30 protein-coding genes and 1 tRNA gene are annotated in these 24864 nt (G+C 51.9%); 18 read left to right on the top strand and 13 right to left on the bottom strand.

Annotation, left to right across the window (positions count from 1 at the left end; translation table 11 throughout):
- Nucleotides 1-25: 25 nt before the first annotated feature.
- The 9 genes from ptsN to Y71_RS02625 all read right to left on the bottom strand — a co-directional run bounded on the left by ptsN (nt 26) and on the right by Y71_RS02625 (nt 6773).
- On the bottom strand, nt 26-517 hold the full coding sequence (ptsN, locus tag Y71_RS02585; protein ID WP_007369895.1) for a PTS IIA-like nitrogen regulatory protein PtsN: 492 nt from the start codon (nt 515-517) through the stop codon (nt 26-28).
- An 81-nt stretch (nt 518-598) separates the two neighbouring features.
- The gene (gene hpf / locus Y71_RS02590; RefSeq protein ID WP_007369896.1) at nt 599-886 is read right to left on the bottom strand and encodes a ribosome hibernation promoting factor; all 288 of its coding nucleotides are present in this window, start codon (nt 884-886) and stop codon (nt 599-601) included.
- Between the two features lie 22 nt (nt 887-908).
- Entirely contained in the window at nt 909-2342 is a 1434-nt protein-coding gene (gene rpoN, locus Y71_RS02595) for an RNA polymerase factor sigma-54 (protein WP_035887975.1), read from the bottom strand.
- Nucleotides 2343-2390: 48 nt separating this feature from the next.
- Entirely contained in the window at nt 2391-3116 is a 726-nt protein-coding gene (gene lptB / locus Y71_RS02600) for an LPS export ABC transporter ATP-binding protein (RefSeq protein WP_007369898.1), read from the bottom strand.
- A 6-nt stretch (nt 3117-3122) separates the two neighbouring features.
- Entirely contained in the window at nt 3123-3677 is a 555-nt protein-coding gene (lptA, locus tag Y71_RS02605) for a lipopolysaccharide ABC transporter substrate-binding protein LptA (RefSeq protein WP_007369899.1), read from the bottom strand.
- Nucleotides 3646-4221: an LPS export ABC transporter periplasmic protein LptC gene (gene lptC / locus Y71_RS02610; RefSeq protein WP_007369900.1), complete on the bottom strand. Its 576-nt coding sequence runs from the start codon at nt 4219-4221 to the stop codon at nt 3646-3648. Before lptC ends, lptA begins: the two co-directional genes overlap by 32 nt.
- Nucleotides 4218-4784: a 3-deoxy-manno-octulosonate-8-phosphatase KdsC gene (gene kdsC / locus Y71_RS02615; protein ID WP_007369901.1), complete on the bottom strand. Its 567-nt coding sequence runs from the start codon at nt 4782-4784 to the stop codon at nt 4218-4220. The genes lptC and kdsC overlap by 4 nt, the downstream gene beginning before the upstream one ends.
- Before the next feature lie 14 nt (nt 4785-4798).
- The gene (gene kdsD, locus Y71_RS02620; protein WP_007369902.1) at nt 4799-5785 is read right to left on the bottom strand and encodes an arabinose-5-phosphate isomerase KdsD; all 987 of its coding nucleotides are present in this window, start codon (nt 5783-5785) and stop codon (nt 4799-4801) included.
- A gap of 13 nt (nt 5786-5798) precedes the next feature.
- Nucleotides 5799-6773 (bottom strand): calcium/sodium antiporter, encoded by a 975-nt coding sequence (locus Y71_RS02625; protein ID WP_007369903.1) that lies wholly within the window; start codon nt 6771-6773, stop codon nt 5799-5801.
- 229 nt (nt 6774-7002) lie between these two features.
- Here Y71_RS02625 and mlaF point away from each other — a divergent pair, with 229 nt between their 5' ends.
- The 7 genes from mlaF (at nt 7003) to murA (ending at nt 11801) form a co-directional block, all read left to right on the top strand.
- Nucleotides 7003-7815, top strand: coding sequence for a phospholipid ABC transporter ATP-binding protein MlaF (mlaF, locus tag Y71_RS02630; RefSeq protein WP_007369904.1), 813 nt, complete (start codon nt 7003-7005; stop codon nt 7813-7815).
- Between the two features lie 7 nt (nt 7816-7822).
- Nucleotides 7823-8605 carry a lipid asymmetry maintenance ABC transporter permease subunit MlaE gene (mlaE, locus tag Y71_RS02635; protein WP_007369905.1) on the top strand — a complete coding sequence of 261 codons (783 nt, stop codon included), beginning with the start codon at nt 7823-7825 and terminating at the stop codon, nt 8603-8605.
- Between the two features lie 4 nt (nt 8606-8609).
- On the top strand, nt 8610-9161 hold the full coding sequence (mlaD, locus tag Y71_RS02640) for an outer membrane lipid asymmetry maintenance protein MlaD (protein ID WP_007369906.1): 552 nt from the start codon (nt 8610-8612) through the stop codon (nt 9159-9161).
- 15 nt (nt 9162-9176) lie between these two features.
- Nucleotides 9177-9815 (top strand): phospholipid-binding protein MlaC, encoded by a 639-nt coding sequence (gene mlaC / locus Y71_RS02645; RefSeq protein ID WP_007369907.1) that lies wholly within the window; start codon nt 9177-9179, stop codon nt 9813-9815.
- Nucleotides 9812-10105 carry a lipid asymmetry maintenance protein MlaB gene (gene mlaB / locus Y71_RS02650; protein ID WP_007369908.1) on the top strand — a complete coding sequence of 98 codons (294 nt, stop codon included), beginning with the start codon at nt 9812-9814 and terminating at the stop codon, nt 10103-10105. The genes mlaC and mlaB overlap by 4 nt, the downstream gene beginning before the upstream one ends.
- A 126-nt stretch (nt 10106-10231) precedes the next feature.
- Nucleotides 10232-10486 (top strand): BolA family iron metabolism protein IbaG, encoded by a 255-nt coding sequence (ibaG, locus tag Y71_RS02655; protein ID WP_007369909.1) that lies wholly within the window; start codon nt 10232-10234, stop codon nt 10484-10486.
- Between the two features lie 55 nt (nt 10487-10541).
- Nucleotides 10542-11801 carry a UDP-N-acetylglucosamine 1-carboxyvinyltransferase gene (gene murA, locus Y71_RS02660; RefSeq protein ID WP_007369910.1) on the top strand — a complete coding sequence of 420 codons (1260 nt, stop codon included), beginning with the start codon at nt 10542-10544 and terminating at the stop codon, nt 11799-11801.
- Nucleotides 11802-11859: 58 nt separating this feature from the next.
- Here the strand turns inward: murA and sfsB are convergent, their stop codons facing one another.
- Together sfsB and ispB are read right to left on the bottom strand one after the other, a co-directional pair.
- Nucleotides 11860-12135, bottom strand: a complete 276-nt coding sequence (gene sfsB / locus Y71_RS02665) for a DNA-binding transcriptional regulator SfsB (RefSeq protein WP_007369911.1) — start codon at nt 12133-12135, stop codon at nt 11860-11862.
- Nucleotides 12136-12339: 204 nt separating this feature from the next.
- Nucleotides 12340-13311 (bottom strand): octaprenyl diphosphate synthase, encoded by a 972-nt coding sequence (ispB, locus tag Y71_RS02670; RefSeq protein WP_007369912.1) that lies wholly within the window; start codon nt 13309-13311, stop codon nt 12340-12342.
- A gap of 258 nt (nt 13312-13569) precedes the next feature.
- Here ispB and rplU point away from each other — a divergent pair, with 258 nt between their 5' ends.
- From rplU to cgtA, 4 genes are all read left to right on the top strand, one after another.
- Nucleotides 13570-13881, top strand: a complete 312-nt coding sequence (rplU, locus tag Y71_RS02675) for a 50S ribosomal protein L21 (protein ID WP_007369913.1) — start codon at nt 13570-13572, stop codon at nt 13879-13881.
- A 20-nt stretch (nt 13882-13901) separates the two neighbouring features.
- Entirely contained in the window at nt 13902-14159 is a 258-nt protein-coding gene (gene rpmA, locus Y71_RS02680) for a 50S ribosomal protein L27 (RefSeq protein WP_007369914.1), read from the top strand.
- 95 nt (nt 14160-14254) lie between these two features.
- A complete protein-coding gene (locus tag Y71_RS02685) occupies nt 14255-15220 on the top strand; it encodes a DMT family transporter (RefSeq protein ID WP_007369915.1) in 966 nt (321 codons plus the stop codon).
- 15 nt (nt 15221-15235) lie between these two features.
- Nucleotides 15236-16414, top strand: a complete 1179-nt coding sequence (cgtA, locus tag Y71_RS02690) for an Obg family GTPase CgtA (protein ID WP_007369916.1) — start codon at nt 15236-15238, stop codon at nt 16412-16414.
- A gap of 79 nt (nt 16415-16493) precedes the next feature.
- On the opposite strand, the gene dacB is transcribed toward cgtA, so the two are convergent.
- On the bottom strand, nt 16494-17927 hold the full coding sequence (dacB, locus tag Y71_RS02695) for a serine-type D-Ala-D-Ala carboxypeptidase (protein WP_035887962.1): 1434 nt from the start codon (nt 17925-17927) through the stop codon (nt 16494-16496).
- Nucleotides 17928-18174: 247 nt separating this feature from the next.
- Between dacB and greA the strand changes: the two genes are divergently transcribed.
- Nucleotides 18175-18651 carry a transcription elongation factor GreA gene (greA, locus tag Y71_RS02700; RefSeq protein WP_007369918.1) on the top strand — a complete coding sequence of 159 codons (477 nt, stop codon included), beginning with the start codon at nt 18175-18177 and terminating at the stop codon, nt 18649-18651.
- 152 nt (nt 18652-18803) lie between these two features.
- On the opposite strand, the gene yhbY is transcribed toward greA, so the two are convergent.
- A complete protein-coding gene (gene yhbY / locus Y71_RS02710) occupies nt 18804-19097 on the bottom strand; it encodes a ribosome assembly RNA-binding protein YhbY (RefSeq protein ID WP_007369919.1) in 294 nt (97 codons plus the stop codon).
- A 118-nt stretch (nt 19098-19215) separates the two neighbouring features.
- Here yhbY and rlmE point away from each other — a divergent pair, with 118 nt between their 5' ends.
- The 6 genes from rlmE to Y71_RS02740 all read left to right on the top strand — a co-directional run bounded on the left by rlmE (nt 19216) and on the right by Y71_RS02740 (nt 24808).
- Nucleotides 19216-19842, top strand: coding sequence for a 23S rRNA (uridine(2552)-2'-O)-methyltransferase RlmE (gene rlmE / locus Y71_RS02715; RefSeq protein WP_007369920.1), 627 nt, complete (start codon nt 19216-19218; stop codon nt 19840-19842).
- A 102-nt stretch (nt 19843-19944) separates the two neighbouring features.
- Nucleotides 19945-21876 carry an ATP-dependent zinc metalloprotease FtsH gene (gene ftsH / locus Y71_RS02720; protein WP_007369921.1) on the top strand — a complete coding sequence of 644 codons (1932 nt, stop codon included), beginning with the start codon at nt 19945-19947 and terminating at the stop codon, nt 21874-21876.
- A 98-nt stretch (nt 21877-21974) separates the two neighbouring features.
- Nucleotides 21975-22823 (top strand): dihydropteroate synthase, encoded by an 849-nt coding sequence (folP, locus tag Y71_RS02725; protein WP_007369922.1) that lies wholly within the window; start codon nt 21975-21977, stop codon nt 22821-22823.
- Nucleotides 22816-24153 carry a phosphoglucosamine mutase gene (glmM, locus tag Y71_RS02730; RefSeq protein ID WP_007369923.1) on the top strand — a complete coding sequence of 446 codons (1338 nt, stop codon included), beginning with the start codon at nt 22816-22818 and terminating at the stop codon, nt 24151-24153. Before folP ends, glmM begins: the two co-directional genes overlap by 8 nt.
- Nucleotides 24154-24379: 226 nt before the next feature.
- Nucleotides 24380-24712: a preprotein translocase subunit SecG gene (gene secG, locus Y71_RS02735; protein ID WP_007369924.1), complete on the top strand. Its 333-nt coding sequence runs from the start codon at nt 24380-24382 to the stop codon at nt 24710-24712.
- Between the two features lie 9 nt (nt 24713-24721).
- Nucleotides 24722-24808 (top strand) — tRNA-Leu (locus tag Y71_RS02740).
- Nucleotides 24809-24864 lie beyond the last annotated feature (56 nt).

Here is a 24864-nt window from a genome sequence, read left to right on the forward strand (position 1 = left end):
AACGACAAAAAAGGTGTTCTTCCCGTTACGCATCGTCGCTTTCGCCTTCTGTCTGCGTGATTATCTGATACAGCTCTTCATCGTTCTGCGCACTGCGCAGGCGACGGCAAATGGTTTTATCCGCCAGCCGTTTGGCCACCAGCGAGAGCGTATGCAGATGCGTTTTGGTTTGATCGGCCGGCACCAGTAGTGCAAACAGCAGATCGACAGGCTGATTATCGATAGCGTCGAAAGCAATGGGCGTTTCGAGTTGTACAAAAACGCCGACGGCGCGCAGCGTGTCCTCTTCCAGCTTACCGTGGGGGATGGCTATACCGTTACCAATACCGGTACTGCCCATCTTCTCACGCGTAAGAATGGCTTCGAAAACGACCTGTGGCGGCAGGCCAAGCTGTTTTGCCGCCAGTTCACTGATGATTTCCAGAGCACGTTTTTTGCTCTGGCAGTGAACGCCGCTACGTGTACATTCCTGGTTAAGGACATTGCTCAGTTGAAGAGCGGAATCGTTATTCATCATAATTTCACCTAAGCGCCGTCAGAGCCACGCACCCTACCGGGTTGCGGTAGGGTGCAACGCGCCAAACGAACGCCCGGACAATTAGTGTTGTTTCAGTTTATCTTTATGTTTCGTGAGCTGCCGCGACAGTTTATCGATCAAACCGTCGATGGCAGCGTACATATCCTGTCCTTCCGCGCTGGCATGCAACTCGCCTCCATTAACATGCAGGGTTGCATCCGAGGTATGGATCACTTTCTCCACTTTCAACACAATATAGACCTGATTAATCCTTTCGAAATACTGCTCAAGCTTGGCAAATTTGCTGTTCACAAATTCACGTAAGGCATCAGTGATTTCGACGTTTTGTCCTGTGATGTTAAGCTGCATAGTGTCTTCCTTATCGGTTGGGTCACACCAGCTGTTTACGCTGGTTAGACGGCGGAATGGATAAAGACTCTCGATACTTCGCAACGGTACGCCGCGCTACCATAATTCCTTGATCGGAAAGGAGCGTCGTCAGCTTACTGTCGCTCAGTGGTTTTGCAGGGTTTTCTGCGGCGATTAATTTCTTAACCAGTGCGCGAATGGCTGTTGACGAGGCTTCGCCGCCGCCTTCCGTATTCACATGGCTGGAGAAGAAATACTTCAGTTCAAAAATGCCGCGAGGACTGTGCAGGTACTTCTGCGTTGTCACACGGGAAATCGTGGACTCGTGCATTTCGACGGCCTGAGCGATATCCGCCAGCACCATCGGTTTCATAAACTCTTCGCCCTGTTCAAAGAATGCCTGCTGCTGCTCGACGATGCAGCGGCTGACGCGCAATAGCGTGTCATTACGGCTTTCAAGGCTTTTGATCAGCCACTTCGCTTCCTGCAAATTACTGCGGATAAACTGGGTGTCGGCGTCATTGCGCGCGCCGCCGCCCATTGAAGCGTAGTGCTGGTTGATTTGCAGACGCGGAATGCTGTCGGAGTTCAGTTCTACCGTCCAGCGCCCGTTGTGCTTACGCACCAGCACATCCGGGATGACATATTCTGGTTCACCGGTCTGGATCGACTGGCCGGGGCGCGGATCCAGCGACTGGATCAGATTTACTGCTTCTTTCAGCACATCCTCTTTAAGACGTGTGACGCGCATGAGAGAGCGGAAATCATGGTTAGCGAGCAGATCAAGGTGATCGCTGATAATCAGGCGAGCCTCTTCACACCAGGGCGTATCTTTCGCGAATTGGGACAGTTGGATCAACAGGCAGTCGCGCAGATCGCGCGCAGCGACGCCAACCGGATCGAAACGCTGAACGCGCTTTAATACCGCTTCAACTTCATCGAGACCGATTTCTTCATCGCCCATGCTTTCCAGCACATCCTCAAGCGACACGGTAAGGTAGCCGGTCTCATCGACAGCATCGACAATAGAGGTTGCGATTGCGCGATCGGTATCGGAAAACGGCGTTAACTCTACCTGCCACATCAGGTAATCCTGAAGAGACTGTGTCGTTTCACCCTGATAAATCGGCAGTTCGTCATCAATATAATCGTGGCTGCTGCCGGAAGGCGTTCCGGCGGTATAAATCTCATCCCAGCTGGCGTCCAGCGGCAGCTCTTCAGGCATCTCTTTCTGTTCGAGCGCGTCTACAGTATCCAGGCCTTCATTTTCCTGGGTTTGTTGGCTATCCACTTCTTCATGAAGATCGGCTTGTTCCAGCAATGGGTTACTCTCCAGCGCTTGCTGAAGTTCCTGCTGAAGTTCTAACGTAGACAGCTGCAACAGACGGATAGCCTGTTGCAGTTGCGGCGTCATAGCTAGCTGTTGGCTAAGCCTTAATTGCAAACCTTGCTTCATATTCAGAGCAGCACTCTCCGCCAAAATACCTCAATAAACTCTACCCTATCAGAGTCTGAAGTCTTCCCCAAGATATACGCGCTTAACGTGTTCGTCTTCAAGGATTTGCTGCGGTGTACCATGAGCAATTAAATGCCCCTGGCTGACGATATAAGCACGTTCACACACCGCCAGCGTTTCGCGAACATTGTGATCAGTAATTAACACGCCTAACCCACTGTCACGTAAGTGTTCAATGATGCGTTTGATGTCGATAACCGAAATAGGATCGACGCCCGCAAAGGGTTCATCCAGCAAGATAAATTTAGGATTTGCCGCCAGTGCGCGCGCAATTTCAACGCGGCGACGTTCACCACCGGAAAGGGACTGTCCCATATTGTCGCGCAGATGCTCAATATGGAACTCTTCCATCAACTCGTTAGCGCGATCCTCGCGCTGTTCGGAAGTCAGATCGTCACGGATCTGAAGCACCGCCATCAGGTTGTCGTACACGCTCAAACGACGAAAAATAGACGCTTCCTGCGGCAAATAACCGATGCCGCGACGTGCGCGCGCATGCAGTGGCAGTAAGCTGATATCGTCGTCATCAATAATGATATTGCCCGCGTCACGCGGAACAATCCCGACCACCATATAGAAGGTGGTCGTTTTCCCTGCGCCGTTAGGGCCAAGTAGCCCAACAATTTCGCCAGAGTTAACGGTCAGGCTGACGTCTTCAACCACGCGGCGACCCTTATAGGCTTTCGCGAGATTCTTTGCAGTTAATGTTGCCATAACGAATTAGTTACTCTTCTTAGGAGCCGGGGTTTGGGTGTTGCCCTTGTCCTGCAACTGCGACGGCACCAGTACGGTGGTGACGCGTTTACCTTTGTCGCTGAACGCCTGCATTTTCTGCTCTTTCACCAGGTAGGTGATCTTGTCGCCTGTGATGTTGCTGTCCAGCTGCTCGAGATAGGCCTTACCGGTCAGCACGACAAAATCTTTTTCCAGCTCGTAGTGCATCTGTAAAGCGTGGCCTTTCACCGGTTTGCCGTTGTCCTGCATCTGATAAAACGTAGCCGGGTTGCCATAACCATCAATGATCTCTTTGCCTTGCTGGCCGCCCGGACGCGTCACCACCACTTTATCGGCGTTGATTTTAATGGTTCCCTGCGTCACCACGACATTGCCGGTGAAGGTGACAATATTGCCCTGCATATCCAGCGACTGCTGATCGGAGTCGATATGGATCGGCTGTTCGGTATCACCGGTCACGGCAAAAGCCGGAAGCGCAGCGGCAAAAAGCGTACTGGCAAGAACCAGGTTAAGGCTGAGTTTGTTTGTTTTGAATTTCATAGGAGCTTCTAACCTTTTCAATCAGCTCGGCGTTTTTGCTGCGTAAGTTGCCGCGCATTTTCAGGCCGGTGGAATTAAATGTTGTTCCGTACAATGTTACCTGATCATCGGAAGTAACATCCTGCGTTACCAGATTGATCTGGGCGTTATCCGTGGTGATTTTTCGTAGCTGTGCATCTGCTGTCAATGCGTTGACCTCAACATGTCCGTAAAGGTAAAGCATTCTGTCGCTTGTTAATTTCGCTTTATCTGACTTAATTGACCAGGTCGGTATTTTGTTCTGGTCAAAGGTTGTCAGCACCGGTTTCGCGTACCAACTCACGCCATCGACGGAGTAGTATTCGACATTTTGCGCAATCAAGCGGTAGTTGAGCGCACCTTCCGGGCTATAAACCACCGTGTCGGTGTGTTTGCTGGTGTAGGTTGGCGCTTTGTCGTCAGTTGTGGTTTGTTCAGGTTCATCCTGAGAGGTCAGGTTAATACCAATCAGTACCAAAGCGACCAGCGCCAGTAGAATAATGACCCAACGTCTGGTTTTACTCATATCGATTGCCCTTTGGCCTCATCCAGCTTGCCCTGCGCCAGCAGCAACAAATCACACACTTCACGGACTGCGCCGCGGCCTCCATTGATGCGCGTAACATAATCGGCACGCGGAAGCAGCAAGGGATGCGCATCGGCGACGGCAATGCTTAGACCAATTTCGGCCATCACCGGCCAGTCAATTAAATCATCACCCACATAGGCAACCTGCTCCGGCGTTAGCGCCAGCCTGGCCAGTAATTCATGGTAGGCCAGTAGTTTATCCGACTGTCCCTGATACAGGTGCTTAATCTTCAGGGTTTCACAACGATCTTCTACCAGTTTAGCTTTTCGACCGGTAATAATGGCGATCTCAATGCCGGAAGTTAATGCACAGCGGATCCCGTAGCCATCGCGAACGTTAAACGCTTTTAGCTCTTCCCCATTGTTGCCCATATAGATGAGGCCATCGGATAGCACGCCGTCCACATCGAGGATCAGCAGGCGAATTTTTTCCGCTTTACTCATGACTTGCGCGCTAACCGGCCCATAACAGGTTGGAAGCGACGCGCCAGCATTACTCATTCTGATGTCCTTCTTTACACTACGCCAGCGCGCAGCAAATCATGCATATGTAACACACCCAGCAACTGGTCGCCATCGGCAACCATCACCGAGGTAATGTGGCGGGACTGCATCAGGTTCAGCGCATCAACCGCAAGCGTATTAGGCCGTACGCGAATGCCGCCCGGTGTCATCACGTCAGCAATACCCATGTTGCGTACATCTCCGCCCATATCAAACACGCGACGTAAGTCGCCGTCGGTAAAAATGCCTTCGATCTTCATCAGATCGTCGCAGATCACCGTCATACCTAAATTTTTGCGTGTGATCTCCAGCAGCGCATCGCGCAAACTGGCGGCCTTGCTGACATGCGGGATCTCATCGCCGGTGTGCATGATATCGTTGACGCGCAACAACAGCTTGCGTCCCAGCGCGCCGCCAGGGTGAGAAAGGGCGAAATCCTCTGCGGTAAACCCACGCGCTTTCAATAGCGCAACCGCCAGCGCATCACCCATGACCAACGCGGCTGTGGTACTGGAAGTCGGCGCCAGGCCAAGCGGGCAGGCTTCTTTAGGCACCTTCACGCAGAGATGAATATCCGCCGCGCGCGCCATACTGCTTTCCGGGCGGCTGGTCATACAGATCAGCGAAACTTTTAGCCGTTTCAGTACCGGGATCAGCGCCAGTATTTCGTTTGATTCGCCAGAGTTAGACAGGGCGATCACCACATCCTGCGGGCTGACCATACCCAGATCGCCATGAGCCGCCTCGCCGGGATGGACAAAAAAGGAAGGGGTGCCCGTGCTGGCGAATGTGGCCGCCATTTTTCTGCCGATATGGCCGGATTTTCCCATCCCCATCACCACTACTTTGCCGGCGCAATAGAACATTTTCTCGCACGCCTGAGCGAAGTCATGGTTGATGTATTGATCAAGCTGTGCGAGGCCTTCACGTTCAATCTCGAGGACGTCTTTGCCTGCTTGTTGAAAGTCAAAACCCGGCTGCAAATCTATTTGCGACATAATGCGTATCCGATTATCCAGTCAAAAGCGGCGACAGCCAGTACAGCATCGCCAGCCATACGATAAACCCGCTAAACAGCAGCGCGCCCACGCCCTTACTGATCTGCTTACGTTTCCAGCAGGTAAGGGCAAAAATGGCGCTGACCAGTAACATCACGCCATAATCACGCGTAAAAGCCATCGGGTTAAACGTGCCCGGCGCAATCAGCGCGGGCAAGCCAAGCACGATAGCAATATTAAAAATGTTGGAGCCAATGATATTGCCTATCGCAATATCGTCTTCCCCCTTGCGTGCTCCCGCAATGGCTGTTGCCAGTTCCGGAAGCCCGGTGCCGATGGCAATAACCGTCAGGCCAATGGTGAGTTCGCTGATCGCAAAATAGTTCGCCACCACGGTGGCGTTATCCACCACCATGCGTGTTGCCATCGGCATAATAATCAGCGCGACGCCCAGCCACAGGCAGGCGACAGAGAGCGTGCCATCGCGTGGCAATTCAGCCAGTTGCTCGCGTGTCAGGCTATCATTGCCCTGACGCTCGGCGTGGCGGGCAATTTTAACAATGAACACCAGCCATAGCACGGCTAATAACAGTAAAATAATGCCATCTACGCGCGTTAGCTGCCCATCGTAAAGCACAGCGCCAGCCAGCAAGCTGGCTAACAAGGTTAGCGGTAATTCTCGACGCAGAATATCGGAATGCACGGTAAAAGGGTGCAGCAGCGCCGCGACGCCGAGAATCAATAAGATATTGGTAATGTTGGAGCCGATGGCGGTACCGATAGCCAGATCAAGCTGGCCATGAAAGGAGGCTGCAACCGAGGTGATAATTTCTGGTAATGACGTGCCGATACTGACAACGGTCATCCCGATGATTAAAGGGGGTACGCCTAATGCCCGGCAAAGTATCGAAGCTGCGAACACCAGACGATCGGCGCTGTAGACCACCAGGAGTAAACCAATTATCAATAGCGCCGTGGCTAAAAGCATCTAACGTCCTTTCTTAAGGTATAATTCTGCCGGTTTGCAGGCCGCCATGTCGTGCGAAACCGGACGTTACGCATAGCGTAATGATTCCTAATTTTGACTTTATGCGGCTCAAAAGTAAAACAAATGCCAGCTTTCGCTAACCTCCGCGGGTAATATTCTGTAAAAATATTGGGTTTTAGATGTTAGCAAGCGTCATGCTTATATCCGATAAGGTCGAAAGGAAAAGAAAATGAGCCAGACTGTGGCGAATCTGGTCGATGTCCGTGGCGTGAGTTTTTCCCGCGGCAATCGATCCATCTTCGACAATATTTCACTGACGGTACCGCGCGGTAAGATCACCGCGATCATGGGGCCGTCGGGGATCGGCAAAACAACGCTGCTGCGCTTGATTGGCGGCCAGATCCCGCCAGACAAAGGCGAGATATTGTTTGATGGCGAGAACGTGCCGGCAATGAGCCGTTCGCGTCTTTTTACCGTACGTAAACGAATGAGCATGCTGTTCCAGTCTGGCGCGCTGTTCACGGATATGAACGTTTTTGACAACGTTGCTTATCCCTTGCGTGAGCATACGCATCTGCCCGCGCCGCTATTGCACAGCACGGTGATGATGAAGCTGGAAGCCGTCGGTTTGCGCGGCGCCGCACGGCTGATGCCTTCGGAGCTCTCTGGTGGCATGGCGCGACGTGCTGCGCTGGCGCGCGCTATCGCGCTGGAGCCGGATCTGATCATGTTCGATGAGCCGTTTGTTGGTCAGGATCCAATCACTATGGGCGTGCTGGTAAAATTAATTTCTGAACTCAATAGCGCGCTTGGCGTCACATGCATCGTGGTTTCTCATGATGTGCCTGAAGTGCTGAGCATTGCTGATTATGCCTACATCGTGGCTGACCGTAAGATCATTGCCCACGGTAGTGCGCAGGGGTTACAGGAAAATAGCGATCCTCGCGTGCGTCAGTTCCTTGATGGCATTGCCGATGGCCCGGTGCCGTTCCGCTATCCGGCTGGTGATTACCAGCTCGATTTATTAGATTCAGGGAGTTAAGACGCTCATGCTGTTAAATGCACTGGCGGCGCTAGGACATCGCGGCATCAAAACGATCGCCACATTTGGGCGTGCCGGTTTGATGTTGTTCAACGCGGTGATTGGCAAGCCAGAATTCCGTAAGCATGCGCCGTTGCTGGTTCGCCAGCTTTATAACGTCGGCGTGTTATCCATGCTCATCATTATTGTCTCCGGCGTGTTTATTGGTATGGTGCTCGGCCTGCAGGGTTATCTGGTGCTGACGACTTACAGCGCAGAAACGAGCCTTGGCATGCTGGTGGCGCTGTCGCTGCTGCGTGAATTGGGGCCGGTGGTTGCTGCACTGCTGTTTGCCGGCCGCGCGGGTTCTGCGTTGACGGCCGAGATTGGCCTGATGCGCGCTACTGAGCAGATCTCCAGCCTGGAGATGATGGCGGTTGATCCGTTACGTCGCGTGATTTCTCCCCGTTTTTGGGCTGGTGTTATCTCGCTGCCGCTGCTGACGATCATTTTTGTCGCGGTCGGGATTTGGGGCGGTTCGCTGGTTGGGGTTAACTGGAAAGGTATTGATAGCGGCTTTTTCTGGACGGCGATGCAAAACGCCGTTGAACTGCGGCGGGACCTGGTTAACTGCCTGATAAAAAGCGTGGTCTTTGCTATTACCGTAACCTGGATTGCGTTGTTTAACGGTTACGATGCAATCCCGACTTCTGCCGGGATTAGCCGTGCGACAACGCGCACCGTTGTGCACTCCTCGCTGGCCGTACTCGGTCTTGATTTTGTGCTCACCGCATTGATGTTTGGGAATTGAGTTCATGCAAACGAAAAAAAGTGAAATCTGGGTAGGTGTTTTTCTGGTGCTGGCGCTGCTGGCTGCACTCTTCATCTGCCTGAAGGCGGCGGATGTCACGTCAATGCGTACTGAACCGACCTACCGCGTTTACGCGACATTCGACAATATCGGCGGCCTGAAAGCGCGCTCGCCGGTCCGCATTGGTGGGGTAGTGATTGGTCGCGTTGCTGATATCTCCCTCGATCCTAAAACCTATCTGCCGCGCGTGGCGCTGGATATCGAAGATCGTTACAACCAGATCCCGGATACCAGTTCGCTGGCTATCCGTACGTCGGGTTTGCTGGGGGAACAGTATCTGGCGTTGAATGTCGGGTTTGACGATCCAGAAATGGGAACCTCGATGCTTAAAGATGGCAGCACAATTCAGGACACCAAGTCCGCGATAGTGCTTGAGGATCTCATCGGACAATTCCTTTACAACAGTAAAGGCGGTGACAATAAGAATTCAGGCGATGCGGTAGCGCATGGTGAAGGGAATACTCAAGCCGCACCGTCTGCTGGTCAGACGAATTAAGAGGAGAATCGAGTTATGTTTAAACGCTTATTAATGGTTGCCCTGTTAGTAGTGGCGCCGCTGGGTGCGGCAGTCGCTGCCGATCAAAGCAACCCGTATGCTGCAATGAAAGATGCGGCGCAGAAAACGTTCGATCGCCTCAAAAATGAGCAACCGCAGATCCGCGCTAACCCGGACTACTTGCGTGATGTCGTCGATCAGGAACTGCTGCCGTATGTACAGGTGAAGTATGCTGGTGCGTTGGTGCTGGGTCGTTACTATAAAGAAGCTACGCCGGCGCAGCGCGACGCGTATTTCGCCGCTTTCCGCGAGTATCTGAAACAGGCTTATGGCCAGGCGCTGGCGATGTATCACGGCCAGACTTATCAGATTGCACCGGAACAGCCGCTGGGCGATGCCACGATTGTGCCGATCCGCGTAACCATCATTGATCCGAACGGCCGTCCGCCTGTGCGACTGGATTTCCAGTGGCGTAAAAACACGCAGACCGGAAACTGGCAGGCCTTCGACATGATTGCCGAAGGGGTCAGCATGATCACCACTAAACAGAATGAGTGGAGCGATCTGCTGCGTACGAAAGGTATCGATGGTCTGACTGCGGAATTGCAGTCTATTTCCCGCCAGAAAATTACCCTGGACGAGAAGAAACAATGACGCCGCAGCTCAGCTGGTCGCGCGAGGGTGAAAGCCTGACGTTGCAGGGGGAACTGGACCAGGATGTCCTCAACCCGCTGTATAATGCACGCGTCGAGGCAATGAAAGGTGTAACGTGCATCGATTTACAGGGCGTAACTCGTGTTGATACGGCTGGTGTCGCTTTATTGATTCATCTTATCGCTGAGGGGAAAAAGCAGGGCACCGCTATTTCGTTGGCTGGTATGAGCGATAATGTCACAACGCTCGCAGCACTGTATAACCTGCCCGAGGATGTACTCCCTCGCTAATTTTTTCAAAGCGTTACTATCTAAAGCCCCATCCTTTATATTGATGGGGCTTTTTGCTTGTTTAAGACCGCGTCACTTTCCTCTAAGATGTGTGACTGTTTTCACTATCAGATGATATTTACACCCATGGAAAATCATGAAATCCAGACAGTGCTTATGAACGCACTCTCTCTCCAGGAAGCCCACGTCACTGGCGATGGCAGCCACTTTCAGGTTGTCGCTGTGGGTGAGATTTTTGACGGCATGAGCCGGGTAAAGAAACAACAAACCATCTATGGCCCGCTGATGGAATACATCGCGGATAACCGTATTCATGCCCTGTCGATCAAAGCGTATACACCGCAAGAGTGGGCTCGCGATCGCAAATTAAACGGCTTTTGAGCGTAGGTGGGGCTCGTCCCGCTGCGCGTGTGAATTCTTAACAGAGATCAGATGAATGGATAAGTTTCGTGTACAGGGGCCAACGCGTCTCCAGGGCGAAGTGACAATTTCAGGTGCGAAAAATGCCGCACTGCCGATCCTCTTTGCCGCCCTGCTGGCAGAAGAACCGGTCGAAATCCGCAACGTTCCGAAACTGAAAGATATCGACACCACCATGAAGCTGCTGAGCCAGCTGGGTACGAAGGTGGAGCGTAATGGGTCCGTATGGATCGACGCCAGCAAAGTGAATGTGTTCTGCGCGCCGTACGATCTGGTGAAAACCATGCGTGCCTCTATTTGGGCGCTGGGGCCGCTGGTTGCCCGTTTCGGCCAGGGGCAGGTTTCACTGCCAGGTGGTTGTGCAATCGGCGCGCGTCCGGTTGATTTGCACATTACCGGCCTGGAGCAGTTGGGTGCCGAGATCAAACTGGAAGAGGGTTATGTAAAAGCCTCTGTCAATGGCCGCCTGAAAGGCGCACATATTGTGATGGATAAAGTGAGCGTCGGCGCGACGGTTACGATTATGTCCGCAGCCACGCTGGCGGAAGGTACAACCATCATCGAGAATGCTGCCCGCGAGCCGGAAATTGTCGATACGGCAAACTTCCTCAACACGCTTGGTGCGAAAATCTCCGGTATGGGTACTGACCGCATTACTATCGAAGGCGTACAACGCCTTGGCGGTGGTGTTTATCGCGTGTTGCCCGACCGTATTGAAACGGGGACTTTCCTCGTTGCAGCGGCGATCTCCGGCGGCAAAATTGTCTGTCGTAATGCTCAGCCGGATACGCTGGATGCAGTGCTGGCGAAACTGCGTGATGCAGGGGCTGAAATCGAGGTCGGTGAAGACTGGATTAGCCTCGATATGCACGGCAAACGCCCGAAAGCAGTGAATGTGCGGACTGCGCCGCATCCGGGGTTCCCGACCGACATGCAGGCGCAATTTACGCTGCTGAATCTGGTCGCTGAAGGAACCGGCGTCATCACTGAAACCATTTTCGAAAACCGTTTCATGCACATTCCGGAGCTGATCCGCATGGGCGCGCATGCGGAAATCGAAAGCAATACGGCGATTTGCCACGGCGTAGAAGTTCTCTCCGGCGCTCAGGTAATGGCGACCGATCTGCGTGCTTCCGCAAGCCTGGTGCTCGCGGGGTGTATTGCTGAAGGGACAACCATCGTCGATCGTATCTATCATATCGATCGCGGCTATGAACGCATTGAAGATAAGCTCAGCGCTCTCGGTGCAAACATCGAGCGCGTTAAAGGCGAGTAAGCGACAGTTAGCGACAAAAAAGGGAGCCTCTGCTCCCTTTTTTACTGGCCGGTTTTACTTACTTATCGCCGCGCTTTTTGCGCATCAGCTTTGTTTTATCAATAAAAGCATGCGTGACGGGATCGTAATAGCGCGATGGCCATATTACCCACGGCTCTGTTCCCAGCGCCCTGGCGATAATCAACTCTCCTTTCGGCCAGGAACGGGTCAATGCATTCGCAAGGGTGGATGAGCTTAACCCGTTTTTTCGCGATTCTGCGGCCAGCGATGTCCCTTTTTTACGCAGCCCTGCAATAATATCGGCTTGATGCCAGTCGATAAATTTCGTTTCCATAACATCTCCCTGATAGAAGTTGATACCAATCCTTTTGTGATACTTACTATACTCATACAGGAATTTTTGTTCTAAAAAGTTCATGTATATTTTGTGTTTTAGGATTTTGACAAAGCAATGATGTCAGGTGATTTGAAAGGTTTTGATTTATTTATGGAAACTTACAAGAACTTTCCCGCGACAAAGCGCGGGAATCTGGAAGGATTAACGATCGCGCTGCACCGCGATATGGGCCAGGCCGATCAGTGCCTCTCTCCATGGGGTATCAGGCAGAACCTGTAGAGCAGAAATCGCTTTATCCGCTTCCTCTTCGGCGCGACGACGAGTCCACTCCAGTGAGCCGCAAGCTGCCATTGCTTCCAGTACAGGTTCCAGAAGATGCCGACCATTACCTTGCTCAATGGCTTCGCGAATCATCTGCGCCTGTTCCGGAGTACCGTGATGCATAGCATGCAACAGTGGCAACGTCGGTTTCCCCTCGTTCAGGTCATCACCGGTGTTTTTACCTAATGTCTCGCCATCAGCGCTGTAATCCAGCAAGTCGTCGATCAACTGGAACGCGGTTCCCAGATAACGGCCGTAATCCTGTAACCCTTTTTCCTCTGCTTCGTTGCAGCCGGCCAGCAGACCGGAACACTGCGCCGCCGCTTCAAACAGACGTGCGGTTTTGCTATAGATGACGCGCATGTAGTTTTCTTCGGTGATGTTCGGGTCGTTGACGTTCATCAATTGCAGCACTTCACCTTCGGCAATGACGTTCACGGCTTCTGACATCAGTTCCAGCACCCTCAGCGAACCGAGACTGGTCATCATCTGAAAAGCGCGAGTATAGATAAAATCCCCGACCAGCACGCTGGCTGCATTACCAAATGCGGCATTGGCTGTCGCTTTGCCGCGACGCATGTCAGATTCATCCACAACATCGTCATGCAGAAGTGTCGCAGTGTGAATAAATTCGATCAGCGCTGCGATCGTGATGTGTGAATTGCCTTCATATCCAACGGCGCGCGCCGCCAGTACTGCTATCATTGGGCGGATGCGTTTGCCACCGCCGCTTACGATGTAATAACCCAACTGGTTAATTAACTGAACATCCGAGTTGAGTTGTTGCAGGATCGTCGCATTCACACCCGCCATATCTTGCGCGGTTAACTCATTGATTTTTTCTAAATTCATCGCAAAAGCCGGGCTTTCAGTCCTGTTTACCACATATCAAAATGGGATAACAAAGGGTTACGGGTTAGAATAGTATTGTTGATTGTACTGTAAAAACGCGCCAGATAAACGATACCTTACAAGTTGTGTTTTTTTTCTTCGTTGAGTGACGATCTCTCTTGTCAAAGGCTCGCGATTTGCGTAATATTCGCGCCCTATTGTGAATATTTATAGCGCACTCTGATTGATCAGAATATGTGCGCGGAAGCGGAGTTTTATATGTACGCGGTTTTCCAAAGTGGTGGTAAACAACACCGAGTAAGCGAAGGTCAGACCATTCGCCTGGAAAAGCTGGACATCGCAACTGGCGAATCTGTTGAATTTGCTGAAGTTCTGATGATCGCAAACGGTGAAGAAGTCAAAATCGGCGTTCCTTTCGTTGATGGCGGCCTAATCAAAGCTGAAGTTGTTGCTCACGGTCGTGGCGAGAAAGTTAAAATCGTTAAGTTTCGTCGTCGTAAACACTATCGTAAGCAGCAGGGCCATCGTCAGTGGTTCACTGATGTGAAAATTACTGGCATCAGCGCCTAAGACCTGAGGAGTAGATTTAAATGGCACATAAAAAGGCTGGCGGCTCAACTCGTAACGGTCGCGATTCAGAAGCTAAACGTCTGGGCGTAAAACGCTTTGGCGGAGAAGCAGTTCTGGCAGGTAGCATTATCGTTCGTCAGCGTGGCACCAAGTTCCATGCTGGCCCTAACGTAGGTTGCGGCCGTGACCATACTCTGTTCGCTTTGACTGACGGTAAAGTTAAGTTCGAAGTTAAAGGCCCGAAAAACCGTACATTTATCAGCATCGTTGCTGAATAAGTTTTTCGCGTCCCGGTAACGGAAGAAAGCCCCGCACAGGTTGCGGGGCTTTTTACATTAGAAGTCCGGTAAAATTTCTGGCAGGGAATACGGGCATGAAACAGCAGGCAGGCATAGGTATCGTCCTGGCGCTCATCACTGCGATGTGCTGGGGGGCGCTACCTATTGCGATGAAGCAGGTGCTGGAAGTGATGGAGCCGCCTACGGTGGTATTTTATCGCTTTTTAATGGCAGGGATCGGCCTCGGCCTGATTCTGGGCTACAAGAGGAAATTTCCTCCACTGCAAATGTTTCGTAAGCCGCGTTGGTTAATTTTGTTGGCTATTGCCACTGGTGGGTTGTTCGGAAACTTTATTCTGTTCAGCTCTTCCCTGCAGTATGTCAGCCCGACGGCCTCGCAGGTGATAGGTCAGCTTTCTCCCGTAGGTATGATGATTGCCAGCGTCTTTATTCTGAAAGAGAAGATGCGTGGTACTCAAGTGATTGGTGCATTGATGCTAATCAGTGGTCTGGTGATGTTTTTCAATACCAGCCTGGTGGAGATTTTTACCCGACTGACCGATTACACCTGGGGTGTTATTTTCGGGGTCGGTGCGGCAATGGTGTGGGTGAGCTACGGCGTCGCGCAAAAAATATTATTGCGTCGACTGGCGTCTCAGCAAATCCTCTTTTTGCTGTACACTTTATGTACGATAGCATTATTGCCGCTGGCAAAGCCCGGTGTACTGTTCCAGTTGAGCGAATGGCAACTCGCTTGCCTGATTTTTTGCGGGCTGAATACGCTGGTTGGGTACGGTGCGCTGGCGGAAGCAATGGCGCGCTGGCAGGCGGCGCAGGTAAGCGCATTGATTACGTTGACGCCGCTGTTTACGTTGTTATTTTCAGATGTGTTATCAATGGCCTGGCCCGATGTTTTCGCCAGACCGATGTTAAACCTGGTCGGTTATCTCGGTGCGTTTGTCGTGGTTGCGGGCGCCATGTTTTCCGCTATTGGCCATCGTCTGCTGGGACGTTGGCGCAGTCGTGAAGTGGTCGTCACTGTGCCCCGCTCAGGCGAATGAGTTACGGAGAGTAAAATGAAGTTTGTTGATGAAGCTACGATCCTTGTCGTGGCGGGCGATGGTGGTAACGGCTGTGTAAGCTTCCGCCGCGAGAAATATATTCCGAAAGGTGGCCCTGACGGCGGCGATGGCGGTGATGGTGGTGATGTCTGGCTGGAAGCGGACGAAAACCTGAACACGCTGATTGACTACCGTTTTGAAAAATCTTTCCGCGCAGAGCGTGGTCAGAACGGTCAGAGCCGTGATTGTACCGGGAAGCGCGGTAAAGACATCACCGTGAAGGTGCCTGTTGGTACGCGTGTTATCGATCAGGGCACTGGCGAAACCATGGGTGATATGACCAAACATGGTCAGCGTCTGATGGTCGCCAAAGGCGGCTGGCACGGTCTGGGCAATACCCGTTTTAAATCATCCGTTAACCGTACTCCGCGTCAGAAAACGATGGGTACACCGGGTGATAAACGCGATCTGCAACTAGAGCTGATGCTGCTGGCGGATGTGGGAATGCTGGGGATGCCGAATGCGGGTAAATCAACCTTTATTCGTGCCGTGTCTGCTGCAAAACCGAAAGTGGCGGATTATCCGTTTACTACTCTGGTTCCGAGCCTGGGCGTTGTCCGTATGGATAACGAGAAGAGCTTTGTGGTTGCTGATATTCCGGGGCTGATTGAAGGGGCTGCCGATGGCGCAGGTCTTGGTATCCGCTTCCTGAAACATCTGGAACGCTGCCGTGTGTTGCTGCATCTGATCGATATCGATCCGATCGATGGTTCCGATCCGGCTGAAAACGCGCGCGTTATCGTCGGTGAACTGGAAAAATACAGCGAAAAGCTGGCTTCTAAGCCGCGCTGGCTGGTGTTCAACAAGATTGACCTGATGGACAAAGCCGAAGCGGAAGAGAAAGCGAAAGCGATCGCTGAAGCACTGGGCTGGAAAGATAAATTCTACCTGATTTCTGCTGCCAGCCAGCAGGGCGTCAAAGAGCTGTGCTGGGACGTGATGACGTTCATCATTGAAAACCCGATCGCGCAGGCACAGGAAGAACAGCAGCCTGAGAAAGTTGAATTTATGTGGGATGATTATCATCGCCAACAACTCGAAGATGCTGAAGCGGTTGCTGAAGATGATGAAGAGTGGGATGACGACTGGGACGAAGACGACGAAGAAGGTGTCGAGTTCATCTACAAGCGTTAATACCTGAAACGCCCCGGTTTAGCGGGGCGCTGTAATCTGTGAAATGCCGGGACAGTGTGAACTACCCCGGCATTTTTTATTAGTTGTTCTGGTAGATATCTTTGTACAAACGGCTCTCAAAACGAACCAACGGAATACGACGGTTTCGTTGATCCGCAGGTTCTACCGCATAGCCTGAAAGGTACTGCACAAAAGCCATCCGTTGACCGCTGGCGGTAGTAATAAATCCGGCCAGGTTATACACGCCCTGCAATGACCCGGTTTTCGCAGAAACCTTACCGTCCACGCCTGCTTCATGCAGACCCGCACGGTATTGCAGCGAACCATCATAGCCAGCCAACGGCAGCATCGAGATAAAATTAAGCTCAGTATCATGCTGCGCAATATATTGCAGTACCTGCATCATGGTTGACGGCGCCAGCAGATTATGGCGCGACAGACCTGAACCATCCGCAATAATCGTATTTCCCAAATCAACACCGGCCTGCTGGCGCAGAATCTGACGAACTGCATCTGAGCCCGCTCTCCAGGTGCCGGGCACGCCAAAACGAGCATGTCCGATCATGCGAAAGACGGTATCGGCAATCATATTGTCCGATTTCTTCAGCATGATCTTCAGCAGGTCGTGTAATGGGGCAGATTGCTTACTGGCGATCACCGTGCCTGGCTGGTTTTCCAGCGTTTGTCGCAGCAGTGTGCCGGTGTAAGTGATGCCTGCGGTTTTGAGTTCGTCTTTAATAATGGCACCAGCATAGCTGGCACCGTCCTGGATGGCGAAAGCCAGCGGGAGTGGGTCTGCTCGTTGTGGCAGGCAGCCGGTGAGTGTGAAGCGGTTTAAATCGCCGGGCACAACGTCGAGTTCACAATATTGTGCTTCTGATGAACCACGCGCGAGGGTGCGAACCTGGCTGAACATATTGACCGGGTAGTAAGAGGCGATACGGATATAGGCCAGATCGCCTGGTTTTTGCGCACTATAAAGTGATATAGAGAAGCAGTTTCGATCGATAATCGCCGCAGCCGGGGGAGCGCTAAAGCACTGCGTCATATCATTCCAGGGCCAGCCCGGGGCTTTATCGTGGCTGGCGAAAATGGAAGTATCAATCAGTACATTACCCTCGATTTTCTGCACGCCTGACTTTTTCAGAGCGTTAATCATATTGCGAACATCCTGGCGTTTTAACGTCGGATCGCCGCCAAATCGTGCAATTAAGTCGCCTTTTAATACCCCATTCTCGACAGAACCTTTGCTTTCCAGCGTGGTTGTAAAGCGAAAGTCCGGCCCGAGTTGCAAAAGTGCCGCCAGTGCGGTGATCACCTTTTGCGTACTCGCGGGAAGCGCCATTTGCTTACCGTGGTAATCAATCTCGGGCGCCTGCGCGCCTACCTTTTGAACCATCAGTGCTAAATTCGCGCCGTCCGGAAGTTGATTAATATATTCGTCAACATTCGCGGCCTGAGCAGTCAGGGCTATACTAGTGGTCAATCCGATGATAAAGCTAGAAAATCGCATAATCTCGCGCTAACAACCTGGAAACAAGCCGTCATACTACGGCGCAACGCCCCGGAAAGTAAACGATGACCCATAGTGAACTTCCGGGTAAAATACGTATCAAATTGAAAAATTGTAGCTGACCTGGGGCTTTGTCCCCGGGTCAGTTTTCTTTTGCTCCTGCCCGGCGAGAAGCCCTGTCCGCGGGGAGACAGAGCAGACGGGGCGGGTTAACGCTCCTTACAGGAATGTTTAAGAGGTATAACAAATGCAAGCTATTCCGATGACCTTACGTGGTGCCGAAAAACTGCGCGAAGAGCTGGAGTTTCTGAAATCCGTTCGCCGCCCTGAAATCATCGCCGCTATTGCGGAAGCCCGCGAACATGGCGATCTAAAAGAGAACGCTGAATACCATGCTGCACGTGAACAGCAGGGTTTTTGCGAAGGCCGAATCAAAGACATTGAAGCGAAGCTCTCCAATGCGCAGGTTATCGATATCACGAAAATGCCGAAAAACGGCCGCGTTATTTTTGGCGCAACGGTTACTGTTTTGAATCTGGATAACGACGAAGAACAGACTTACCGCATTGTGGGTGATGATGAGGCTGACTTTAAACAGAACCTCATCTCTGTAAATTCACCGATCGCGCGTGGCCTGGTAGGCAAAGAGCAAGATGATGTTGTGGTTATCCACACACCTGGCGGCGAAGTTGAATACGAAATCATCAAAGTGGAATACTTATGATGACAATACAGGTCACGTTTGTTGATCTATTGTAAAGAAAAGAAAAAGGCCGCATCGCGGCCTTTTATCAATACCAGGAGCGTGGCATTTTGCTCGTCTGCTGGCGGAAACCCCTCGTTTTACACAGCTTTTGTGTTCAATTCAGGATATCCTTAGCGTGGCAGCGAAATTTTACGCTCCGCGGTTGGGCGATAAAGCACCAGCGTTTTACCGATGACCTGTACATTGCAGGCGCCGGTTTCGCGAACGATAGCTTCCACAATCAAGGTCTTAGTTTCTCTGTCTTCAGAGGCGATCTTCACCTTGATAAGTTCATGGTGCTCTAACGCTTGTTCAATCTCGGCCAGTACCCCTTCGGTCAAACCATTATTGCCAAGCATAACTACCGGCTTGAGCGGATGTGCCAGACCTTTCAGGTGCTGTTTTTGTTTAGTACTCAGATTCATCGTATATTTTGCTTACGTTGGGATTGAAAACGGGTCATTCTACCGCCATCTCCTGTGTATCGCCAAATTGCGCGTCGAAATTTATCGATGTCGACGATGAACCCGGATGGAAAGTTAAATGACAGGTAAAAAGCGTTCTGCCAGCTCGAGCCGCTGGCTTCAGGAACACTTTAGCGATAAATATGTTCAACAGGCGCAGAAAAAAGGGTTGCGTTCCCGTGCCTGGTTTAAACTTGATGAAATACAGCAAAGTGACAAACTTTTTAAGCCGGGGATGACAGTTGTTGATCTCGGTGCGGCGCCTGGTGGGTGGTCGCAATATGCGGTCACGCAGATTGGCGGCAATGGCCGCATTATCGCTTGCGATCTTTTACCGATGGATCCAATCGTTGGTGTGGACTTCCTTCAGGGCGATTTTCGTGATGAATTAGTCCTGAAAGCATTACTGGAACGTGTTGGCGACAGTAAAGTCCAGGTTGTCATGTCTGATATGGCGCCGAACATGAGCGGAACGCCAGCGGTGGATATTCCCCGCTCGATGTATCTGGTTGAGTTGGCGCTGGATATGTGCCGCGATGTGCTGGCACCAGGCGGAAGTTTTTTAGTTAAGGTGTTTCAGGGCGAAGGTTTCGATGAATATCTCACGGAAATTCGTTCCATGTTTACGAAGGTAAAAGTGCGTAAACCGGACTCTTCGCGTGCGCGTTCACGCGAAGTGTATATTGTAGCGACCGGGCGAAAATGATACCCCGTTGATTTCGGCCTTTGGTTTGAAAGAAACTGGATATGTTGTATCCTGACGCTGTTTTTAACACAGTTGTAATATGAGGTTAATCCCTTGAGTGACATGGCGAAAAACCTAATACTCTGGCTGGTCATTGCCGTTGTGCTGATGTCAGTATTCCAGAGCTTTGGGCCCAGCGAGTCTAATGGCCGCAAGGTGGATTATTCTACCTTCCTGCAAGAGGTCAACCAGGACCAGGTTCGCGAAGCGCGTATCAACGGACGTGAGATCAACGTTACCAAGAAAGATAGTAACCGTTACACGACTTACATCCCGGTCAACGATCCGAAACTGCTTGATAACCTGCTGACGAAAAACGTCAAGGTTGTTGGTGAGCCGCCTGAAGAGCCGAGCCTGCTGGCTAACATCTTCATTTCCTGGTTCCCGATGCTGTTGCTGATTGGTGTCTGGATTTTCTTTATGCGCCAGATGCAGGGCGGCGGTGGCAAAGGCGCCATGTCGTTCGGTAAAAGTAAAGCGCGCATGCTCACGGAAGATCAGATCAAAACGACTTTCGCTGATGTTGCTGGCTGCGACGAAGCGAAAGAAGAAGTTGGTGAACTGGTCGAATATCTGCGTGAGCCGAGCCGGTTCCAGAAACTGGGCGGTAAGATCCCCAAAGGCGTACTGATGGTCGGTCCTCCGGGCACTGGTAAAACGCTGCTGGCGAAAGCTATTGCGGGGGAAGCGAAGGTTCCATTCTTCACAATTTCCGGTTCTGACTTCGTTGAAATGTTTGTGGGTGTTGGTGCTTCTCGTGTGCGCGACATGTTCGAGCAGGCCAAGAAAGCGGCACCGTGCATTATCTTCATCGATGAAATCGACGCCGTTGGCCGCCAGCGTGGCGCAGGCCTCGGTGGTGGTCACGATGAACGCGAACAAACGCTGAACCAGATGCTGGTTGAGATGGATGGTTTCGAAGGTAACGAAGGTATTATCGTTATCGCTGCAACGAACCGTCCGGATGTGCTCGACCCTGCGTTACTGCGTCCTGGCCGTTTTGACCGTCAGGTTGTGGTTGGTTTGCCGGATGTTCGCGGTCGTGAACAGATCCTGAAAGTCCATATGCGTCGCGTGCCGCTGTCGCCGGATATTGATGCCGCGATTATCGCGCGCGGTACGCCGGGCTTCTCTGGTGCCGATCTGGCGAACCTGGTCAACGAAGCTGCACTGTTTGCCGCTCGCGGTAATAAACGCGTGGTTTCGATGGTCGAGTTCGAAAAAGCGAAAGACAAAATCATGATGGGTGCGGAACGCCGCTCCATGGTGATGACGGAAGCGCAGAAAGAGTCCACGGCCTACCATGAAGCTGGTCATGCGATTATCGGCCGTCTGGTGCCGGAACACGATCCGGTGCATAAAGTGACGATTATCCCGCGTGGTCGTGCATTGGGTGTGACGTTCTTCCTGCCGGAAGGTGATGCGATCAGCGCCAGCCGTCGGAAACTGGAAAGCCAGATCTCAACGCTGTACGGCGGTCGCCTGGCTGAAGAGATTATCTATGGTGTTGAACATGTTTCTACCGGTGCGTCCAACGATATTAAAGTTGCGACCAACCTGGCGCGTAACATGGTTACCCAGTGGGGCTTTTCCGACAAACTCGGTCCGTTGCTCTACGCCGAAGAAGAGGGTGAGGTTTTCCTTGGCCGTTCTGTAGCGAAAGCGAAACATATGTCCGATGAAACTGCGCGTATTATCGACCAGGAAGTGAAAGCGTTGATCGAGCGTAACTACGATCGTGCACGTCAGATCCTGAACGATAACATGGATATTCTGCATGCAATGAAGGATGCTCTGATGAAATATGAGACCATCGATGCACCGCAGATTGATGACCTGATGGCGCGCCGCGAGGTACGTCCGCCGGCAGGTTGGGAAGATCCTGGCGCGAACAACTCTGACAACAATGGTACTCCGCGTGCACCGCGTCCGGTTGATGAACCGCGTACGCCGAACCCGGGCAACACCATGTCTGAGCAACTGGGCGACAAATAAGTTATCCGTTGCTGGACCTGTTCTAACTGAAAAACCCTGGGGCATGCTCCGGGGTTTTCTTTATTGTATTAACCGCAACAACGCAGGGACTTTAAGTCATGAAACTCGACGCCCATGGCACCATACTCGATCTCTCCCACCCGCACGTGATGGGGATCCTCAACGTTACGCCGGACTCATTTTCCGATGGCGGCACGCATAATACGTTGGTTGAGGCAGTCAAACATGCCAATTTGATGATCAACGCCGGGGCGACAATTGTTGATGTTGGTGGGGAGTCCACAAGGCCGGGTGCGACGGAAGTTAGCGTTGAAGAGGAGCTGGAGCGTGTGATCCCGGTGGTTGAGGCGATAGCCCAGCGTTTTGAGGTCTGGATCTCTGTTGATACGTCGAAGCCTGAAGTGATCCGCGAATCCGCGCGAGCAGGCGCACATATTATTAATGATATCCGCTCGTTGACGGAGCCGGGTGCAATAGACGCTGCCGCTGAGACCGGTTTACCGGTGTGTCTGATGCATATGCAGGGACAACCAAAAACAATGCAAGAAGCGCCGAAGTACGACGATGTGTTTGCTGATGTAAATCGCTTCTTTGTCGAACATATTGCCCGTTGCGAAAAGGCAGGTATCGCAAAAGAGAAATTGATACTCGACCCGGGATTCGGTTTCGGTAAGAATCTCTCGCACAATTATGCGCTGCTGGCCAGCCTGGCGGAATTTCATCACTTTGGGTTGCCGCTGCTGGTTGGGATGTCACGTAAATCCATGGTAGGACAACTGCTCAATGTCGGTCCTTCTGAGCGTTTAAGTGGGAGTCTTGCGTGTGCGGTGATTGCGGCAATGCAGGGCGCGCAGATTATTCGTGTTCACGATGTAAAAGAAACGGTAGAAGCTATGCGGGTGGTTGAAGCCACGCTGTCAGCGAAGGAAAATAAACGCTATGAGTAATCGTAAATATTTTGGCACCGATGGCATTCGTGGCCGAGTAGGCGACGCACCGATCACCCCGGATTTTGTTCTCAAGCTGGGTTGGGCTGCCGGAAAAGTACTGGCACGCCACGGTTCACGGAAGATTATTATTGGTAAGGACACCCGTATTTCCGGTTATATGCTGGAATCCGCTCTTGAAGCCGGGCTGGCGGCAGCGGGGTTGTCCGCCTCCTTTACCGGGCCGATGCCGACACCGGCTGTGGCCTATCTGACCCGCACTTTCCGTGCTGAAGCCGGTATTGTTATTTCCGCATCGCATAACCCGTTTTATGACAACGGTATCAAGTTCTTCTCAATCGATGGCACTAAATTGCCTGATGCGGTTGAAGAGGCGATTGAAGCAGAAATGGAGAAAGAACTGACCTGCGTCGATTCCGCTGAACTGGGTAAAGCAAGCCGCATTGTTGATGCTGCAGGACGTTATATTGAATTCTGCAAAGCCACATTCCCCAATGAACTGAGCCTGAATGAGCTAAAAATCGTCGTTGATTGCGCTAACGGGGCAACTTACCACATCGCACCGAATGTGTTCCGCGAGCTGGGCGCGAAAGTCATCGCCATGGGTTGTGAACCTGATGGCGTAAATATCAATGAAAAATGCGGTGCCACGGATGTCAGTGCATTGCAGCAACGCGTTCTGGCAGAGAAAGCGGATCTTGGCATCGCTTTTGATGGCGATGGCGATCGCGTCATCATGGTGGACCATGAAGGTAACAAAGTGGATGGCGACCAGATCATGTATATCATTGCGCGTGAAGGTTTGCGTCAGGGGCAATTGCGTGGCGGCGCTGTAGGCACGCTGATGAGCAATATGGGGCTGGAGCTGGCGCTCAAGCAATTGGGCATTCCTTTTGCTCGTGCCAAAGTAGGCGATCGCTATGTCCTCGAAAAAATGCAGGAAAAAGGCTGGCGCATTGGTGCAGAGAACTCCGGGCATGTGATCCTGCTGGATAAAACGACGACCGGAGATGGTATCGTTGCTGGTTTGCAGGTTGTGGCGGCAATGGTACGCAACCATATGTCACTGCACGATTTATGTAGCGGTATGAAGATGTTCCCGCAGGTGCTTGTCAACGTGCGCTTTACGGCTGGCAAAGGTGATCCCCTGGAAGATGAGCATGTAAAAACGACGACATCTGAGGTGGAAGCTACCCTGGGTAACCGTGGACGCGTGCTGTTGCGTAAGTCGGGGACCGAGCCGTTAATCCGTGTGATGGTGGAAGGCGAAGACGAAGCTCAGGTGACGGAGATGGCAAATCGCATTGCCGACGCGGTGAAAGCCGTATAATGGTGTGATAAGTGCTTAAAAAGGCGGCTATTGCTGCCTTTTAACGGGACAGAAGTTGTAGTTTTGCTGTTTTTTTCCGCACTTGATAAAATGCACTGAAATTGCCCTTGCGAAGGTCATTCGCTTTGGTTAGTATTCACACCCGCTTCAGTGGGAAAGCAGAAAACGCCCCACTTTTATTGGTTGAAGCATTTGCTGCGGCAATACCGCAAGGAACAGGTTGATTATGTACGAAGCTCTTTTAGTTGTTTTCCTTATTGTGGCACTGGCGCTTGTTGCCATGATTATGCTGCAACAAGGTAAAGGCGCTGATATGGGAGCCTCCTTTGGCGCTGGCGCGTCTGGCACGTTGTTCGGTTCAAGTGGTTCTGGCAACTTCATGACTCGCACGACTGGTATACTGGCAACCCTGTTTTTTATCATCAGCCTTGTGCTGGGTAACGTTAACAGCAATAAAACCAATAAAGGAAGCGAGTGGGAAAATCTGAGCGCACCGGCGAAGAGTGAACAAACTCAGCCTGCAGCGCCGGCGCAGCCGACAAGCGATATCCCGCATTAAGTAAGTCGTGCCGAGGTGGTGGAATTGGTAGACACGCTACCTTGAGGTGGTAGTGCCCGATTGGGCTTACGGGTTCAAGTCCCGTCCTCGGTACCAATATTCCGGAAAAAAGACATCGTAAGATGTCTTTTTTTTCGTCTGTAATCCGGAAA

Origin of the sequence: Kosakonia radicincitans DSM 16656, from assembly GCF_000280495.2 — a bacterium.
In the GTDB taxonomy this organism is placed as follows: domain Bacteria; phylum Pseudomonadota; class Gammaproteobacteria; order Enterobacterales; family Enterobacteriaceae; genus Kosakonia; species Kosakonia radicincitans.

Bases quoted from the DNA above. Each gene is read 5' to 3' on its own strand.
- secG (WP_007369924.1), top strand. From the start codon at position 24,380: ATGTACGAAGCTCTTTTAGTTGTTTTCCTTATTGTGGCACTGGCGCTT.
- murA (WP_007369910.1), top strand. From the start codon at position 10,542: ATGGATAAGTTTCGTGTACAGGGGCCAACGCGTCTCCAGGGCGAAGTG.
- folP (WP_007369922.1), top strand. From the start codon at position 21,975: ATGAAACTCGACGCCCATGGCACCATACTCGATCTCTCCCACCCGCAC.
- dacB (WP_035887962.1), bottom strand. From the start codon at position 17,927: ATGCGATTTTCTAGCTTTATCATCGGATTGACCACTAGTATAGCCCTG.
- kdsD (WP_007369902.1), bottom strand. From the start codon at position 5,785: ATGTCGCAAATAGATTTGCAGCCGGGTTTTGACTTTCAACAAGCAGGC.
- ibaG (WP_007369909.1), top strand. From the start codon at position 10,232: ATGGAAAATCATGAAATCCAGACAGTGCTTATGAACGCACTCTCTCTC.
- greA (WP_007369918.1), top strand. From the start codon at position 18,175: ATGCAAGCTATTCCGATGACCTTACGTGGTGCCGAAAAACTGCGCGAA.
- yhbY (WP_007369919.1), bottom strand. From the start codon at position 19,097: ATGAATCTGAGTACTAAACAAAAACAGCACCTGAAAGGTCTGGCACAT.
- hpf (WP_007369896.1), bottom strand. From the start codon at position 886: ATGCAGCTTAACATCACAGGACAAAACGTCGAAATCACTGATGCCTTA.
- rlmE (WP_007369920.1), top strand. From the start codon at position 19,216: ATGACAGGTAAAAAGCGTTCTGCCAGCTCGAGCCGCTGGCTTCAGGAA.
- kdsC (WP_007369901.1), bottom strand. From the start codon at position 4,784: ATGAGTAATGCTGGCGCGTCGCTTCCAACCTGTTATGGGCCGGTTAGC.
- mlaF (WP_007369904.1), top strand. From the start codon at position 7,003: ATGAGCCAGACTGTGGCGAATCTGGTCGATGTCCGTGGCGTGAGTTTT.
- sfsB (WP_007369911.1), bottom strand. From the start codon at position 12,135: ATGGAAACGAAATTTATCGACTGGCATCAAGCCGATATTATTGCAGGG.
- ispB (WP_007369912.1), bottom strand. From the start codon at position 13,311: ATGAATTTAGAAAAAATCAATGAGTTAACCGCGCAAGATATGGCGGGT.
- mlaD (WP_007369906.1), top strand. From the start codon at position 8,610: ATGCAAACGAAAAAAAGTGAAATCTGGGTAGGTGTTTTTCTGGTGCTG.
- rpoN (WP_035887975.1), bottom strand. From the start codon at position 2,342: ATGAAGCAAGGTTTGCAATTAAGGCTTAGCCAACAGCTAGCTATGACG.
- ftsH (WP_007369921.1), top strand. From the start codon at position 19,945: ATGGCGAAAAACCTAATACTCTGGCTGGTCATTGCCGTTGTGCTGATG.
- ptsN (WP_007369895.1), bottom strand. From the start codon at position 517: ATGATGAATAACGATTCCGCTCTTCAACTGAGCAATGTCCTTAACCAG.
- lptC (WP_007369900.1), bottom strand. From the start codon at position 4,221: ATGAGTAAAACCAGACGTTGGGTCATTATTCTACTGGCGCTGGTCGCT.
- rpmA (WP_007369914.1), top strand. From the start codon at position 13,902: ATGGCACATAAAAAGGCTGGCGGCTCAACTCGTAACGGTCGCGATTCA.
- glmM (WP_007369923.1), top strand. From the start codon at position 22,816: ATGAGTAATCGTAAATATTTTGGCACCGATGGCATTCGTGGCCGAGTA.
- rplU (WP_007369913.1), top strand. From the start codon at position 13,570: ATGTACGCGGTTTTCCAAAGTGGTGGTAAACAACACCGAGTAAGCGAA.
- lptA (WP_007369899.1), bottom strand. From the start codon at position 3,677: ATGAAATTCAAAACAAACAAACTCAGCCTTAACCTGGTTCTTGCCAGT.
- Y71_RS02685 (WP_007369915.1), top strand. From the start codon at position 14,255: ATGAAACAGCAGGCAGGCATAGGTATCGTCCTGGCGCTCATCACTGCG.
- mlaB (WP_007369908.1), top strand. From the start codon at position 9,812: ATGACGCCGCAGCTCAGCTGGTCGCGCGAGGGTGAAAGCCTGACGTTG.
- cgtA (WP_007369916.1), top strand. From the start codon at position 15,236: ATGAAGTTTGTTGATGAAGCTACGATCCTTGTCGTGGCGGGCGATGGT.
- mlaE (WP_007369905.1), top strand. From the start codon at position 7,823: ATGCTGTTAAATGCACTGGCGGCGCTAGGACATCGCGGCATCAAAACG.
- mlaC (WP_007369907.1), top strand. From the start codon at position 9,177: ATGTTTAAACGCTTATTAATGGTTGCCCTGTTAGTAGTGGCGCCGCTG.
- Y71_RS02625 (WP_007369903.1), bottom strand. From the start codon at position 6,773: ATGCTTTTAGCCACGGCGCTATTGATAATTGGTTTACTCCTGGTGGTC.
- lptB (WP_007369898.1), bottom strand. From the start codon at position 3,116: ATGGCAACATTAACTGCAAAGAATCTCGCGAAAGCCTATAAGGGTCGC.